General features: G+C 65.4%; 9 protein-coding genes. 4 read left to right on the top strand and 5 right to left on the bottom strand.

Going from position 1 to position 16066, the window contains the following annotated elements; all coding sequences use genetic code 11:
• Positions 1-125: 125 nt before the first annotated feature.
• Positions 126-482, bottom strand: a complete 357-nt coding sequence (locus KAR29_RS11145; RefSeq protein WP_274373064.1) for a hypothetical protein — start codon at positions 480-482, stop codon at positions 126-128.
• 269 nt (positions 483-751) lie between these two features.
• Between KAR29_RS11145 and KAR29_RS11140 the strand changes: the two genes are divergently transcribed.
• Positions 752-1522 carry an ADP-ribosylglycohydrolase family protein gene (locus KAR29_RS11140; protein ID WP_274373063.1) on the top strand — a complete coding sequence of 257 codons (771 nt, stop codon included), beginning with the start codon at positions 752-754 and terminating at the stop codon, positions 1520-1522.
• A gap of 988 nt (positions 1523-2510) precedes the next feature.
• Here the strand turns inward: KAR29_RS11140 and KAR29_RS11135 are convergent.
• Positions 2511-6809 (bottom strand): 2-hydroxyacyl-CoA dehydratase, encoded by a 4299-nt coding sequence (locus KAR29_RS11135; RefSeq protein WP_274373062.1) that lies wholly within the window; start codon positions 6807-6809, stop codon positions 2511-2513.
• Between the two features lie 152 nt (positions 6810-6961).
• Between KAR29_RS11135 and KAR29_RS11130 the strand changes: the two genes are divergently transcribed.
• Positions 6962-8341 (top strand): ISNCY family transposase, encoded by a 1380-nt coding sequence (locus tag KAR29_RS11130; protein ID WP_311135587.1) that lies wholly within the window; start codon positions 6962-6964, stop codon positions 8339-8341.
• 2275 nt (positions 8342-10616) lie between these two features.
• Here the strand turns inward: KAR29_RS11130 and KAR29_RS11125 are convergent.
• Both KAR29_RS11125 and KAR29_RS11120 read right to left on the bottom strand, forming a co-directional pair.
• A complete protein-coding gene (locus KAR29_RS11125) occupies positions 10617-11282 on the bottom strand; it encodes a GntR family transcriptional regulator (protein WP_274373060.1) in 666 nt (221 codons plus the stop codon).
• Positions 11283-11302: 20 nt separating this feature from the next.
• Entirely contained in the window at positions 11303-12454 is a 1152-nt protein-coding gene (locus tag KAR29_RS11120) for a saccharopine dehydrogenase family protein (protein WP_274373059.1), read from the bottom strand.
• A gap of 401 nt (positions 12455-12855) precedes the next feature.
• On the opposite strand from KAR29_RS11120, the gene KAR29_RS11115 reads away from it, so the two are divergent.
• Together KAR29_RS11115 and KAR29_RS11110 are read left to right on the top strand one after the other, a co-directional pair.
• Positions 12856-13305 carry an Lrp/AsnC family transcriptional regulator gene (locus KAR29_RS11115; RefSeq protein ID WP_274374977.1) on the top strand — a complete coding sequence of 150 codons (450 nt, stop codon included), beginning with the start codon at positions 12856-12858 and terminating at the stop codon, positions 13303-13305.
• A 2-nt stretch (positions 13306-13307) separates the two neighbouring features.
• Complete coding sequence (locus KAR29_RS11110) at positions 13308-13922, top strand: LysE family translocator (protein WP_274374976.1); 615 nt, start codon at positions 13308-13310, stop codon at positions 13920-13922.
• Position 13923: 1 nt separating this feature from the next.
• Here KAR29_RS11110 and KAR29_RS11105 read toward each other — a convergent pair whose 3' ends face one another.
• Positions 13924-15306, bottom strand: a complete 1383-nt coding sequence (locus KAR29_RS11105) for an MATE family efflux transporter (RefSeq protein WP_274373058.1) — start codon at positions 15304-15306, stop codon at positions 13924-13926.
• Between the last annotated feature and the right edge of the window lie 760 nt (positions 15307-16066).

Genomic DNA, 16066 nt, shown 5'->3' with positions numbered 1-16066 from the left:
CTCCTTTGCTGGGTTGATTGGGATAATTAAGACCTTTGTCAAAATCATCCTGGCGTTTTATCTGGAATATCACATAAACATCACGGCTTATTCAAGCAAAAAATTCTTGAAAGGGCTATTCTTGTCTATGAAGGCACGTCGCTGTACCATCGCTCTTCAGACTGAAGCTCAGTTGCCCTCTCTTCGCTCTTTCGCCGATCTTTTCTTCGGACCTCATTCCCTCTATCGCTTCCATCTGTCGCAGCAAGGTCGTACCTTTCGCCGTATCTTATATCTTCCTGACGCTTTTCTTTATTTACTCTTTTCATCGCGCCTTTCATCTCGTTATCGTCGTTCTTTTTTCCCTCTTCCGCCGTTCTCCGTCTTCGCCTCTTCGTTGCAGCCTTCGAAAGGCGTGCCTTCTCTTTTTGATTTCGTATGTTTTCCTTTTTTCGGCAGGGGCCGTCCGTCGGGGCGGCCCCTGTTCCGTCAATGTTTTTCACCTCTTCATGGTACCATAGTCCCTTAAGGGATCATTGCCATGGAGAGCCTTTCCGCCGTGCCGGACCCGTGGGGCGTTCTTCTTGGGAAGAGCCCTTCGGGAGGCGAGTCGAAGGGAGCGCAAAAAGGGGGTTTTGCCGGTGCTTTGTCGCCAGAGGGGGAAAAGGGAACCATCCGTTTCCGTTCATGACTCGGACCCCATCCGTCGGTCCGTCGTCGATGAACGGGAGAGAGCTCACGGGGGCCCGGTGCCCCCCGATCGGAGTTAGCCATGTGGGGGGCCATCGTCGGCGACATCGTCGGTTCCGCCTATGAGAGGGCGGGGCTCAAGTCGGTCGAGTTCGAGCTGTTTACCGGGGAGAGCCGATTCACGGACGACACGGTTCTGACCGTTGCCGTGGCCGACGTCCTCCTCTCGGGCCGGGAGTATGCTCCGGCCCTGTCCGATTACGGACGGCGCCATTTCGAGGCGGGGTTCAGCTCCCGTTTCCGCTCCTGGATCCTCTCGAGCGGGAAGGCCTGGAACGACAGCTGGGGCAACGGATCGGCCATGAGAGTCAGTCCCGTGGGGTGGGCTTTCGAGACCGTCGAAGAGGTTCTGGCCGAGGCGGAGAGGAGCGCCGCCGTTTCTCACGGCCATCCCGAGGGGATCAGGGCGGCCCGGGCCGTGGCCGCTTCGGTCTTTCTGGCCCGCAAGGGAGTCGATCGCCGGGAGCTGGCGGCCTTCGTCGAAGAGCGTTGCGGCTACGATCTGTCGCGGAGCCTCGACGCGATCAGGCCGACCTACCGTTTTTCGGCTGCTGCTGCCGAGAGCGTTCCCGAGGCCCTCTGCGCCTTCCTGGAGTCGACCGATTATGAGGACGCCCTGCGCAAGGCGGTCTCTTTGGGCGGAGACGCCGACACTCAGGCGGCCATCGCCGGCGCCGTGGCCGAGGCCTTTTACGGAGCCGTACCCTCTTCCCTCAAGGAGCGGGCACGGCTTTACCTGACGGAGGACCTTCTATCGGTTATCGACGCCTTCGTCGCTCGTTACGGTCCCTGATTCCGGCTCCGCCACCTGGGCGAACGCGGCCATCCTGCCCGCGCCGCCCTGAAGGGGCGGAGGGTTTCCCGCCCCTTTGTCGCCGTCGCTTTTCCTGGGAGCGTGGGCATCCTGCCCGCACCGCCCTGAAGAGGCGGAGGGTTTCCCGCCCCTTTGTCGCCGTCGCTTTTCCTGGGAGCGTGGGCATCCTGCCCGCGCCCGGCCCGAAGGGACGGAGGGTTTCCCCACGCCATCGCCGCCGAAGCGACGGCGACCGAGCCGGAAACCCCTGCGGGACGAAAGCCCCGTCCCGCGCGCCGCCAGGGATGGCCGCGCTCCCAGCAGGGGCAAAGGCCCCGCGGCCAGGCGGAGCGGCGCTCCCGGCAGGGCTTCCGGCCGAACGGAGCCGCGTGGTCCGGGAAGCCAGCCCCTCCGGCAGCGCTTTTCCTGGGAGCGTGGGCATCCTGCCCGCGCCCGGCCCGAAGGGACGGAGGGGTTTCCTCGTGTCGTCGCCGCTCAGGCGACGTCGTTCGAGCCGGAAACCCCTGCGGGACGAAAGCCCCGTCCCGCGCGCCGCCAGGGATGGCCGCGCTCCCAGCAGGGGCAAAGGCCTCGCGGCCAGGCGGAGCGGCGCTCCCGGCAGGGCTTCAGACCGAACGGAGCCGCGTGGTCCGGGAAACCAGCTCCTCCGGCGTCGCTTTTCCTGGGAGCGTGGGCATCCTGCCCGCGCCCGGCCCGGAGGGACGGAGGGGTTTCCTCGTGTCGTCGCCGCTCAGGCGACGTCGTTCGAGCCGGAAACCCCTGCGGGACGAAAGCCCCGTCCCGCGCGCCGCCAGGGATGGCCGCGCTCCCAGCAGGGGCAAAGGCCCCGCGGCCAGGCGGAGCGGCGCTCCCGGCAGGGCTTCCGGCCGAACGGAGCCGCGTGGTCCGGGAAGCCAGCTCCTCCGGCGGCGCTTTTCCTGGGAGCGTGGGCATCCTGCCCGCGCCCGGCCCGAAGGGACGGAGGGTTTCAGGGCCTATCCCCTCTTTCCTGCGGGGTGGACGAGAGGTCTCTGTCGGCCGGGAAGGGGGTGTCGCCTTCCATGGCCCGGTGGGCCACGGCGAGCATGAGTTTCAGACGGTTTCGCTGGTTGACCTCGCTGGCGCCGGGGTCGAAGTCGATGGGGACGATGTTGGCCCTGGGAAAGTCGCGGCGGAGGTCGCGGATCATTCCCTTGCCGAAGATGTGGTTGGGCAGGCAGGCGAAGGGCTGGATGCAGACGATGTTCTCCACGCCCTGTTCGAGGAGTTCGACCATTTCGCCGACGAGAAACCACCCCTCGCCGGACTGGTTGCCCAGGGAAAGATGGCTTTGGGCGCTTCGGGCGAGGTGATCGATCGTCGGAGGCGGGAGGAATCGGCGACTCGAGGCGAGGGCGCGGCGTAGGCCGCGCCTTTTCCATTCGAAGAGGGCGATGAGGGTCTGGGCGGCCAGACTCCGGGCCAGGGAGCCCGAGAGGATGTCGTGGCTCACCTTGTGGTCGTAGAGGCCGTAGAGGCCGAAATCGAGGAGGTCGGGGACGACCACTTCGGCTCCTTCCGATTCGAGGAAGCGGACGATGTCGTTGTTGGCGCCCGGATGGTATTTGACGAGGATCTCGCCGACGATGCCGACTCGGGGTTTGAGACTGTCGTCGATGGGGAGGGCGTCGAAATCGGAGACGATGGCCTCCAGTGTCTTTCCCAGGGCCCGGCCGTCGCCGCGGCGGAGAAGGTCGATGCAGCGTTGGGACCAGCGGGCGCAGAGGGCGTCGGCCGAGCCCTTCACCTTTTCGTAGGGGCGGATGCGGTAGAGGACGCGCATGAGAAGGTCGCCGACGAGGGTCCCCCTGAGGGCGTCGCGGATGAGGGGGAGGTTGATCTTGAACCCCGGGTGGCGCTCCAGGGCCGCCGAAAGGGCCACGGGGACGACGGGAACCTGCCCGAAGCCCGAGTCGGCCAGGGCCTTGCGCATGAGGGCCACGTAGTTCGTGGCCCTGCAGCAGCCGCCCGTCTGAGGAAGGAGGACGGCCGTCCTGTTCGGATCGTAGCGGCCCGATTTGAGGGCCTGAAGGGCCTGGCCGACGAGGATGATGCTGGGGTAGCAGGCGTCGTTGTTGACGCTCCGAAGCCCCTCTTCGACGGTGGAGGCGTCGACGCGGAGGAGGACCTCCATGGCGTAGCCGTTTTTCTCGAAGGCGGCCTGGAGGAACTGGAAGTGGATGGGCGACATCTGGGGCGCCAGAAGGGTGTAGCTTTTTTTCATGGCCCGCGTGAAGAGAACCTTGGCCTTCCGTTCGATGGCCCGCGCGGCCCTGATGGGGGCCGGTGTCCGTTTCCTCCGCTCCTCCAGGGCCGCCAGGAGGGAGCGGATGCGGATGCGGGCCGTGCCGAGGTTGCTGATTTCGTCGACTTTGAGGAGGGTGAAGATCTTGCCCCTCTCGGCCAGGATCTCCCGGACCTGGTCCGTCGTGATGGCGTCGAGGCCGCAGCCGAAGGAGGTGATCTGGACCAGGTCCAGGTCATTCCTTTCGGCGACGAAGGCGGCGGCGCGGTAGAGTCGGCTGTGGTAGAGCCACTGGTCGACGACGCGGAGCGGCTCGCCTCGGCGGGCGAGGTGAGCCAGGGAGTCCTCGGTGAAGACGGCCAGCCCCAGGCCGGTGATCATTTCGGGAATGCCGTGGTGGATCTCTCCGTCGACGTGGTAGGGGCGCCCCGCCAGGACGATGCCCCGCAGCCCTCGCCGTTCCATCTCTTCCAGAGCCTGCTCGCCCCGGCTGCGCGTGTCGCTTTTAAACCGGGCCAGCTCGGCGTAGGCGCTTCTGAGGGCTTCTTCCGTCTCGGTCCTCCCCAGTTTTTCCGGCGCCAGCTCTTCCAGGAGGCGCCGGGCCATCCGTTTCGGCGCGTCGAGGGGAAGGAAGGGATGGTAGAATCGGACGCCGTCGCTTTCGAGGATATCCATGTTGGCGGCGATCGTCTCCGGGTAGGAGGTGACGACGGGGCAGTTGTAGTGGTTGTCGGCCTCGAAGTTCTCCTCGATGTTGAGGGGGATGGAGGGATAGAAGATCTTACGCACCCCGCGGGAGACGAGATCGGCGATATGGCCGTGGACGAGTTTGGCCGGGTAGCAGACCGAATCGGAGGGAATCGTGTCCATGGCCGATTCGTAGAGTCTCCGCGACGACGGCGACGAGAGGACGACGCGGTAGCCCAGTTCGGTGAAGAGGGTGAACCAGAAGGGGTAATCTTCGTAGAAGTTGAGGGCCCGGGGGAGACCCATGAGGCCTCGCGGGGCGTCGGATTCGTTCAGGGGCCGATAGGAGAAGAGCCGCTTGAGTTTCCATGCGTAGAGGTTGGGGATGTCGTCGCGATGTCTCTCCAGGCCGGCTCCCCTCTCGCAGCGGTTGCCGGAGATGAAGGTCCTTCCGTCAGGGAAGTGACGGACCGTGACGGCGCAGTTGTTGCCGCAGAGGCCGCAGCGGCGGGTCTCCGTTTCACTGTGGAAGGAGGCGACGTCCGCTTTGGAGAGGAGGGAGCTCGTCGTCCCCGCCTTCCAGTCGCTCCGGGCGATGAGGGCGGCGCCGAAGGCGCCCATGAGGCCCGAGATGTCAGGGCGGACGACATCGCGCCCCAGGAGATTTTCCATGGCCCGGAGGACGGCGTCGTTGTTGAAGGTGCCCCCCTGGACGACGATCGATTCTCCCAGTTCACGGGGATCTTTGAGACGGATGACCTTGAAGAGGGCGTTGCGGACGACCGAGTAGGCCAGGCCCGCGGCCAAGTCTCCCTTGTCGGCCCCATCCTTGAGGGCCTGGCGGACCTTGGAGTTCATGAAGACGGTGCAGCGCGTCCCCAGGTCGACGGGCGAGGCGGCGAAGAGGGCCTCTCGGGAAAAGTCCTGCACGGTTCTGTCCAGGGCCTGGGCGAAGGTCTCGATGAAGGAGCCGCAGCCCGAGGAGCAGGCCTCGTTGAGCATGATGGCGTCGATGACGCCGTCGTGGACGAAAAGGCTCTTCATGTCCTGGCCGCCGATGTCGAGGACGAAGGTGGCGTCGGGGGCGAAGTGACGGGCGCCGCGACAATGGGCCACCGTCTCGATCTCGCCGGCGTCGACGTTGAGGGCGGCCTTGAGAATCGCCTCGCCGTAGCCGGTGACGACGGACCGCCCGATGAAGACCTCCTCGGGCAGGACGTCGTAGAGTCGGCGCAGAGCTTCCAGGGCCGACTGAAGGGGACGCCCCTCGTTGCTTCCGTAATGGCTGTGGAGGATTTTCGCCTCGCCCGAGAGGAGGACCAGCTTCGTCGTCGTCGAGCCGGCATCGATGCCCAGAAAGGCCGCTCCCCGGTAGGAGGCGAGGTCGGCCCGGTCGGCGACGTGGCTTTCGTGGCGGGCCCTGAAGGCCTCGTACTCCCCTTCGGAGGAGAAAAGAGGAGGGAGGTGGTCTCCCTTTTTCTCCTGCCGACGGGCCAGGTCGTCGAAGGCCGCCCGCAGGGAACTCCAGGATCGGGGGCTCTCTTTTCGCGACGTCAGGGCTGCGCCGAGGGCCACGAAATGGAGCGATTCCTCGGGAAGCAGGACGCGGTCGGGCGAAAGACGCAGCGTCTCGATGAAGCGTCGCCTCAGCTGAGGGAGGAAGTGGAGGGGGCCGCCGAGAAAGGCGATCTTTCCCTTCAGGGGCCGTCCCTGAGCGAGGCCCGTCAGGGTCTGGTTGACGACGGCCTGAAAGATGGAGGCGGCGATATCCTCTTGGGCGGCTCCTTCGTTGAGGAGCGGCTGGACGTCGGCCTTGGCGAAGACGCCGCAGCGCGAGGCGATGGGATAGATCTGCGTGGCGTCGGCGGCCAGGGCGTCGAGGCCCGCGGCGTCGGTCTTGAGGAGGACGGCCATCTGGTCGATGAAAGCACCCGTTCCGCCGGCGCAGACGCCGTTCATGCGCTGTTCCACCGATCCGCGGAGGTAGGTGATCTTGGCGTCCTCTCCTCCCAGCTCGATGACGGCATCGGCCTCGGGCAGCCGTTTTTCGACGGCGGTCGTGCAGGCGACGACTTCCTGAACGAAAGGAAGGGACAGTTTTTCGGCGGGTCCCATTCCGCCGAAACCGGTGAGCGCCACGGTGACGTTCCGATCGGTCATCACGGGGGCCGCTTCGTCGAGAAGGGAGAGGAGCGTGGCGGGGATGTCGGAAAAATGGCGGCGGTACAGGGAGAGACGGATCTGATCTCCTTCCATGATGACCAATTTCGCCGTCGTGGAGCCCAGATCGATGCCGAGGTGATACGAGCCCGTCATGGCTATGCGGCCTCCGCGAGTTCCTGTGCCCTCCTGGTCCCTCTCCATCGCGGCGAGGGGATGCGATAGTTCCGGTAGGGAGGAGACTCACTCCAAAGCATAATCGGCTTTGTGCCGAAGTCAAGTTCGATCCCCGGCGTTGTCGCCGGACAATGGTATTGTCACTCGTGAAGAGGACAGGGAAAATGTCACTTATGACGACCAGGAGAGACCTACTCATGAAGACAAAAGAAGCAAGGCGCTTGGGGTTGGTGGAAGAGGCTGTCGCGGGCAACCTGACGGTTCAGGAGGTGGCCGATCGGCTCGGTCTGAGCCGCCGTCAGGTCTTTCGGCTCAAACGACGCTACCGGGAAGAAGGAGCGCAGGGGCTCCTGCACAAGGGACGAGGCAAACCGTCCCGGCGCAGAATCTCTCAGGAGACACGGGATTTCGTCGTCAGTCTGGCCAAGGGTCTTTACAGGGATACGAGCTGTCAGCACATGGCCGAACTCCTTGCCGAAGAGCATGATCTCGTGCTGAGCGCCAAGAGCATCGCCCGTTTCCTTCGCGCGGAGAACCTGTCCCTCGTTCATCGCCACCGGGCCCCGAAGCGGCGTTCCCGCAGGGTCCGACGGTCCCGACGAGGCGATCTGGTCCAGATGGACGCCTCTCCTTTCGATTGGTTCGAGATCGGTGAGCGTTGCACTCTCCACGGCGTGATTGACGATGCCACAGGAGAGGTCCTCGGTCTGTGGATGGCCAGGAATGAGTGCCTCTTCGGCTACTTCCGCGTGCTCCGTCAGATGCTTGATCGCCACGGCGTGCCTCGCGAGCTTTACGCCGACCGCCACACCATCTTCCTTTCTCCCAAGTCGGAAAAACTGACGATCAAGGAGGAGCTGGAGGACTCGGCGCCTGTAACCCAGTTCGGCCGCGCTCTGGAGGCTCTCGGAACTCGCTATGTCCCTGCAGGGTCTCCCCAGGCGAAGGGGCGGATCGAAAGGCTCTGGGGAACTCTTCAGGATCGTCTCGTCGTCGCCTTCCGACTGGCCGGAGTGAAAACGATCGAAGAGGCCAACGTCCTGCTCGCCGCCTACCCGGGAGAGGTCCATAACCCGAGGTTCGCTCGTCCTCCCGCAGAGGGGGCATCTGCCTTTCTCCCTCCGCCGGACGGCCCCGCTCTCGATCTCCTCCTGACTCGCCAGACCGACCGGAAGGCCTCGGGAGACTCGACGATTTCCCTCGACGGAAAACAGTACTCCCTGATAGGCCCCCGCAGACGCCCCCTGCTTCTTGCCAGGGGACAGGCGGTCAAGGTCATCGAGAAGCTCGACGGGAAACTCCTGGCTCTTGTCCATGACGGGCTCTACGATCTCGCAGCCGTCGACAAAGAGCCCCCTGCGACTCCCCCGCCTGTCATCGAGACGAAGACAGGCACTCCATGCAAAACGAAGAAGCAGAGGAAGCCGGCGGCAGACCATCCCTGGCGACAGAATCCCGCTCCTCCTGCCGCGGCGGTCGGCTCCGAGCAAGGGACGGGTTCCCCTCCCTAGAAGGACCTCCGCCGCGGAGGAAAGCCAAGGCGGGCTGTTGACGGGGGCGATTTCAGCCCCTCGAAAGCGACACTTTCATTGTCCCTCAGACCCTCTTTTTAGATGACATTTTTAGTGTCCCTTGACAGTTCGATCCCCGGCGACAGTTCAATCCCCGGCGGGGCCTGACCGCGGGGGTTTTGCTTTTGCTGGGAGCGCGGCCATCCTTGGCGGCGCGCGGGACGGGGTTTTCGTCCCGCAGGGTTTTTCCCTCGGTCACCGTCGCTTCGGCGGCGAAGGCTCGGGGAAACCCCTCCGCCCCTTCGGGGCGGGCGCGGGCAGGATGCCCACGCTCCCAGGGAAACCGCCGTCGGAAGGCGACTTTCCCGGGCCGCGAGGCTCCGTTCGGCCGAGGGCCCTATCGGAAGCGTCGCTCCGCCTGACCGCGAGGGTTTTGCCCCTGCCGGAAGCGCCGCTTCGCCTGACCGCGGGGGTTTTGCCCCTGCTGGGAGCGCGGCCATCCTTGGCGGCGCGCGGGACGGGGTTTTCGTCCCGCAGGGTTTTTCCCTCGGTCGCCGTCGCTTCGGCGGTGAAGGCGCGGGGAAACCCCTCCGCCCCTTCGGGGCGGGCGCGGGCAGGATGCCCACGCTCCCAGGAAAACCGCCGTCGGAAGGCGACTTTCCCGGGCCGCGAGGCTCCGTTCGGCCGAGGGCCCTATCGGAAGCGTCGCTCCGCCTGACCGCGAGGGTTTTGCCCCTGCCGGAAGCGCCGCTTCGCCTGACCGCGGGGGTTTTGCCCCTGCTGGGAGCGCGGCCATCCTTGGCGGCGCGCGGGACGGGGTTTTCGTCCCGCAGGGTCTCCCTTCCTTGGTCGCCGTCGCTTCGGCGGCGATGGCGTGGGGAAACCCCTCCGCCCCTTCGGGGCGGGCGCGGGCAGGATGCCCACGCTCCCAGGGAAACCGCCGCCGGAAGGCGACTTTCCCGGACCGCGAGGCTCCGTTCGGCCGGGGGCCCTATCGGGAGCGCGGCTCCGCCTGACCGCGAGGATTTTGCTTTTGCCGGAATCGCGGCTTCGCCTGGCCGCGGGGTTTTGCCCCTGCCGGAAGCGCGGCTTCGCCTGATCGTGAGGGTTTTGCTTTTGCTGGGAGCGCGGCCATCCTTGGCGGCGCGCGGGACGGACTTTTCGTCCCGCAGGGTTTTTCCCTCGGTCACCGTCGCTTCGGCGGCGATGGCGCGGGGAAACCCCTCCGCCCCTTCGGGGCGGGCGCGGGCAGGATGCCCACGCTCCCAGGGAAACCGCCGTCGGAAGGCGACTTTCCCGGGCTGCGAGGCTCCGTTCGGCCGGGGGCCCTATCGGAAGCGTCGCTTCGCCTGGCCGCGAGGGTTTTGCTTTTGCTGGGAGCGCGGCCATCCTTGGCGGCGCGCGGGACGGTTTTTTCGTCCCGCAGGGTTTTCCTCCTCGGTCACCGTCGCTTCGGCGGCGAAGGCGTGGGGAAACCCCTCCGCCCCTTCGGGGCGGGCGCGGGCAGGATGCCCACGCTCCCAGGAAAACCGCCGTCGGAGGGCGACTTTCCCGGGCTGCGAGGCTCCGTTCGGCCGGGGACCCTATTGGGAGCGCGGCCATCCTTGGCGGCGCGCGGGACGGGGTTTTCGTCCCGCAGGGTCTCCCTTCCTTGGTCGCCGTCGCTTCGGCGGCGAAGGCGCGGGGAAACCCCTCCGCCCCTTCGGGGCGGGCGCGGGCAGGATGCCCACGCTCCCAGGGAAACCGCCGCCGGAAGGCGACTTTCCCGGACCGCGAGGCTCCGTTCGGCCGGGGGCCCTATCGGGAGCGCGGCTCCGCCTGACCGCGAGGATTTTGCTTTTGCCGGAATCGCGGCTTCGCCTGGCCGCGGGGTTTTGCCCCTGCCGGAAGCGCGGCTTCGCCTGATCGTGAGGGTTTTGCTTTTGCTGGGAGCGCGGCCATCCTTGGCGGCGCGCGGGACGGACTTTTCGTCCCGCAGGGTCTCCCTCCTCGGTCGCCGTCGCTTCGGCGGCGATGGCGCGGGGAAACCCCTCCGCCCCTTCGGGGCGGGCGCGGGCAGGATGCCCACGCTCCCAGGAAAACCGCCGTCGGAGGGCGACTTTCCCGGGCTGCGAGGCTCCGTTCGGCCGGGGGCCCTATCGGAAGCGTCGCTCCGCCTGACCTCGGGGTTTTGCCCTTGCCGGAAGCGCGGCTTCGCCTGGCCGCGAGGGTTTTGCCCCTGCTGGGAGCGTCGCTTCGCCTGGCCGCGGAGGTTTTGCTTTTGCTGGGAGCGCGGTTATGAAGGGCCGTCGGCGATGCGGCTGACGCGCAGACAGGAACGGGAGGAGCGGATGTGGATCACCATGGCCGCCCGGGCGCTCTCTCCGTCGCCGCGGGCGATGTGGCGGACGATGTCGCCGTGCTCCCGGAACGAATCCATCTCGTCCTGGCCGATGGTGTAGAAGGGGTCCAGGAGGGAGAGAAAGACGTTGGTCATGGTGAGATGGCGCCTGACGGCGTTTTCGAGGACGCCGTTGTCGGCGAGGGAGGCGATGAGCAAATGGAAGGCGTCGTTGACTTCCATGTAGCGCTCCAGGTCGCGGGCCCGGAAGGCCGCCACTTCCTCGTCGCGCAGCTCCTCGAGGCGTTCCGTGTCGGAAGGTCGGGCCTGACGGCAGGCCAGGGCCGCCGCCTGGGGTTCGATGATCTCCCTCATGAAGTAGGTATCGCGGATGAGTTTCTGCGATGGCTCCATGACCTGCGCCCCCAGATTGGCGTTGAGGGCCACCATGCCGTCGGCGGCGAGACGCCGCAGGGCGTTGCGGACGGGAGTGCGGCTGATCGCCAGTTCCTGGGCGATCTGGGGCTCGAAGAGTCTCGTTCCGGGCTGCCAGCGTCGGGCGATGATGGCCCGGCGGATGTGCTGGTAGGCCTGTTCCTCGAGGTTCCGGTTTTTTGCCATAGGGCGCGCCACGAGAGAGGTCAGCGGGCGTCGCGGACGATCTGCGTCGTCTCCCGGTAGACGAGACCCCGTTTTTTCTGTTCGGCCATGACGAAGGCGTAGAGGTCGTCGTCGCCGGCCAGCAGCTCTGGAGCGATGACGCCCCTGCCCTTGACAAGCCCCTTCTGGACGGCCCGGGCGAAGATGGCGCAGGTGCAGCCCGTGCAGCGTCCCATGGAGCTGGTCCAGCTGGCCTCGTCGAAGCGGTCGCAGAGGTCCCACGTCGAGGTGATCTCGTCTTCTCCCCTGTAGCCTCGTACGACGACGCGCATCACCGTCAGGTCGCGGTCTCCCCTTTCGGGCTCCATCTTCCACATGGGCAGAAGAAGGTCGGCGGCGATGTCGAGAGGGACGACGTCGGCTCCGCCCAGGTTCCGGCTGTTCTTGTCGAAAAGGCCCATGGAACGGAGGAGTTTCATCTGCTCCACGTGGCCGGGCCAACGCATGGTCATTTCGGCGACGGTCTTGCCCCTGATGTTTTTCGCCAGACTCCGGAGCCCGTCGGTATAGAAGACTTCGAGGGTCCCCACGCCGGGAAAGTCCTTGAGATGGAGTCCGGAGGCGGCCTCGACGACGACCTGTCGCCCCTTCTCGACGATCCGGGCCGGACGGAGAAACTCGTCGATACAGTCCAGGGGAGACCAGGTGGCCTTGTAATTGAAGGGGGGCTCGGGACTTTGGGGGATGCCGCCGACGTAGATGTAGGCCTCTTCGACGTCGTCGACGAGGGAGGCGCCGCGGCCCATGAGGAAGTTGGACATGCCCGGAGCGACGCCGATGTCGGGGACGACGGTGACGCCTTTTTCCCTGGCGAGGCCGTCGAGGTCATCGAAGTCTTCGGCCATGAAGGAGATGTCGCAGAGGTTCCTGCCCAGGCCGATGACGGTCTTCATCATCTCGAAGCCCCGTTCGCCGGGGACGCCGGCGGTGACGATGTCGGCCCCCTCCAGGATGGGGGCCAGTTCCTCGGCACTCGTCGCCGAGGCCCGGACCGTCTCGATCTGGGGGAGCTTCCTTTTCAACGCCTCCAACCTTCCCGCGTCGCGGTCGACGACGACGACATCGTAATCTCGCGCCAGGTCCGAGGCGATGACATGCCCGACGAGTCCACAACCGATCTGCACGGCCTTCATGAGTCCACTTCCTTAGAGGGGGATGAGAATCTTGAATACCAATATAGCGATATGTGTCCATAAGTCAATATATTGGGGTTGATTTGGCCCAAAAAAGCCTGTTTAAGGCCGATAAGGATACACAGCGTCTTCGGCATCTCGCGCTTCTCTTGCCGATTCAAGAGCTCGCCCAAATCGCAGAGGTCCTGTCCTGCCCGGATCTCGGCCTGGCCCGGAGGAGGTTTTCTCCTTTCCGAGCCTGCGGTCCGATGGGGCCCCGTTCCGCAGGGGCACGGAAGTGTCGCTCCTTGTCTGCCAGCGGGGAGCGAAGGTCTGCCGTTGACGAGGGGGGCTTTTCCTGTGAGAATAGGCGAAACGGCTTATTATCCTAATAAAACAAGGAGGAACCGCCATTGGATTCGATGGATCTTAGGATTCTTTCTCTCCTGATGGAGAATGGAAGGGCGAGATGGGCCGATCTGGCCCGGGAGGTGGATCTTTCTTCGCCGTCGGTCATGGAGCGGGTGCGCAAGCTGGAGGAGGAAGGAATCATCGAGGGGTACGGGGCGCGGGTCGCCCCGAAGGCGGTCGGTCTGGGACTGACGGCTTTCGTTGCCGTGGCTCTCGATCATCCCAGGAGTCGCAAGGCTTTCCTGAAGTTCGCGGCGGATCACGGAGCCGTCCTGGAGTGCCATCACGTGGCCGGAGAGGGGGATTATCTCCTGAAGGTCCGCTGTCGGGGCACGGAGGAGCTGGAGGAGCTGATCAGCGAGACGATCAAGGGGCTCGAAGGCGTGACGGCGACGCGGACGACGATCGTGCTCTCGACGACGAAGGAATCCTCGCGGCTTCCTCTGGGGACAAGACCGTGAAAATGGCGCTCCTTTTCGTCGAAGCCCTCGTGATCGGGTTTTCCATCGCCCTGCCTCTGGGCCCGATAGGGCTTCTCTGCGTCGGCCGCACCTTGGAGCGGGGGTTCTGGGCAGGTCTCGCCTCGGGGCTGGGGGCCGCGACGGCCGACGGTTTTTACGGGTTTGTCGCCGCCTCCGGTTTCGCCGCCGTGGCCTCGCGCCTCGTCGCCTTCGAAAGGCCTCTGGCCGGAGGCGGGGGGCTTTTTCTCGCGTTCCTCGGAGCGGGTTTCCTCCGTCACCGTCCTCCGGTCCCGAAGGAAGGCGGGGGCCCTTCACAAGGCCCTGTCGTCGACTTCCTTTCGGCCTTCGGCCTTACCCTGACCAACCCCATGACCCTGCTCTCTTTCGCCGCCCTCTTCTCCGCCCTCGGCGCTCTCGGCGGAGGGCGGTTCCCTCAAGTCGTCGTCGGCGGCGTCTTCGTCGGGTCGGCGCTTTGGTGGCTGATTCTGGCCGGAGTGACGGCCCTCTTGAGGGAGCGCCTTCCCCAGGGGATTTTCGCCCTGCTTCAAAAGGGGGCCGGGCTCGCCCTCCTCGCCTTCGGCCTCTGGATCATCGGGACCCGTTTCCTTTTCGCCTGAATCACTCAGTGAGATTGTCGGCGGAAAGGGAGGGGAGCCGGCCGTCGCAGGCCTCGAGCTGTTTCATCTGACGCCGGAAGAAGTACAAGGTCATGAGGGCCGAGAGGACATCGGCGGCGGGGAAGGAAAGCCAGACGCCCATGAGTCCCAGGAAGGGGGGAAGAAAATAGAGTAGAGGCAGGAAAAGGAGGACCTGTCGCGACAGCGAGAGGAAGAAGGCCGGTCGGGCCTTGCCCAGAGCCTGGAAAAGGGCCGACCCCATGACTTGAAAGCCGACGAGGCAGAACCCGAAGGTCATGTAGCGCATCGAACGGGCGCCCAAAACCTGGAGATCGGCGTCGGGCGTGAAGAAGCTGAAGATGGGGCCGGGGAAGAGAAGGACCAGAACCCAGGCCATAAAGGACCAGGTCGAGGCGAAGGCGACGGAGAGGCGGATCACCTGATGGGCCCGCTGGTAGAGGCGAGCCCCGTAGTTGTAGCCCAAAATGGGCTGCATGCCCTGGGCGATGCCGAAGATGGGCAGAAAGGCCAGGGAGAGGGTGCGGCTGACGACGCCGTAGGCGGCGATGGCCATGTCGCCGCCGTAGACCCCGACGGAGCGGACGACGAGGGCGACGATGGCGCTGTTTGCGGAAAGGCGGGCGAACTCGGAGGAGCCTACGGCCAGCATTTCGCCGAGGATGTCGCGTCGGGGGATGAGATGGACCGGGCGGAGGTTGAGGGCGCTTTTGCCCATGAGGTAGTAGAGGAGAAGCCAGACGACGACGGCTCCCTGGGCGATGACGGTGGCCCAGGCCGCTCCGGCGATGCCCATCTTGAAGGTGAAAATGAAAAGAGGATCGAGAATCATGTTGGTCACGGCGGAGACGAACATGGTGATCATGGCGATGCGGGCGTTTCCCTCGGCGCGGACGGCGTTGTTGAGCCCCACGCCGAAGACCTGAAGGGGAATGCCGAAGAGGACGACGGAGACGTAGGCCTCGGCGTAGGGAAAGATGTCTTTCGTCGCTCCGAGAAGGCGGAGAAGCGGCTCGATGTAGATCCATGAGAGGAGGGCCCCGACGATCCCGAGGACGGTGGCCGTCGTAATGAGCGTGCCCAACGTCCTGTCGGCCCGTTCGATGTCGCCTGAGCCGAGGTTGCGGGAGATGATCGAGGCGGCTCCCACCCCTCCCGTGGTGGCGATGGCCATGATCATGAGCTGGAAGGGAAAGGCGACGGCTGTGGCTGCCAGACCGAGAGAGCCGACGCCGTGACCGATGAAGAAGGCGTCGACGAGGTTGTACGAGGCCTGGACGAGCATGCCCACCATGGCGGGCAGGGAAAGGCGGATGAGAAGGCGGCCGATGGCGGTTTCGCCCAAGGAGCGGGTACGTTCGTTCAAGAAGATCTCCCCTTCCTAAACGTCCATTGTACCTGAAAAAACCTGCCATCCAAAAAACGTCGGTGTAAAAATCGGCTTCTCCCGGTACGTGGCCGCTGCCTTTCCTGGGAGCGTCCCCGTCTCGGCTCGCTTCGGAAGGAACGGCAAGTTCCGTTTCGTGGCAGTGGGTTTCCTGGGAGCGTCCCCGTCTTGATGTGTTTCGGAAGGAACGGCAAGTTCCGTTTCGTGGCAGTGGCTTTTCCTGGGAGCGTGGGCATCCTGCCCGCGCCCGGCCCGAAGGGACGGAGGGGTTCTCGGCACGTCTTCGCCATCGCCGAGGTAACGTCGTTCGAGCCGGGAAACCCTGCGGGACGATAGCCCCGTCCCGCGCGCCGCCAAGATGGCCGCGCTCCCAGGAGGGGCAAACCCCTCCGCCGCAGCCGAGTTCGTCTACTCCCGGAACAGGCACTCCGTCGCCGAGCGCGTGCTTTCCGTCAAGCAACCCTCCGTCCGCAGCCGGGCTTTCCTGGGAGCGTCACCGTCTCGACCTGTTTCGGAAGGAACGGCAAGTTCCATTTCGTGGCAGTGGCTTTTCCTGGGAGCGTGGGCATCCTGCCCGCGCCCGGCCCGAAGGGACGGAGGGGTTCCCTGGCACGTCTTCGCCATCGCCGAGGTAACGTCGTTCAAGCCGGGAAACCCTGCGGGACGATAGCCCCGTCCCGCGCGCCGCCAAGATGGCCGCGCTCCCAGGAGGGGCAAAAAGCCTGTCCGCAGAGGGTTT

Source organism: Aminithiophilus ramosus (genome assembly GCF_018069705.1).
Classification (GTDB): domain Bacteria; phylum Synergistota; class Synergistia; order Synergistales; family Aminithiophilaceae; genus Aminithiophilus; species Aminithiophilus ramosus.
Note: the sequence above shows the minus strand (reverse complement) of the source record. Positions and strands in the feature narration are given on the sequence as shown.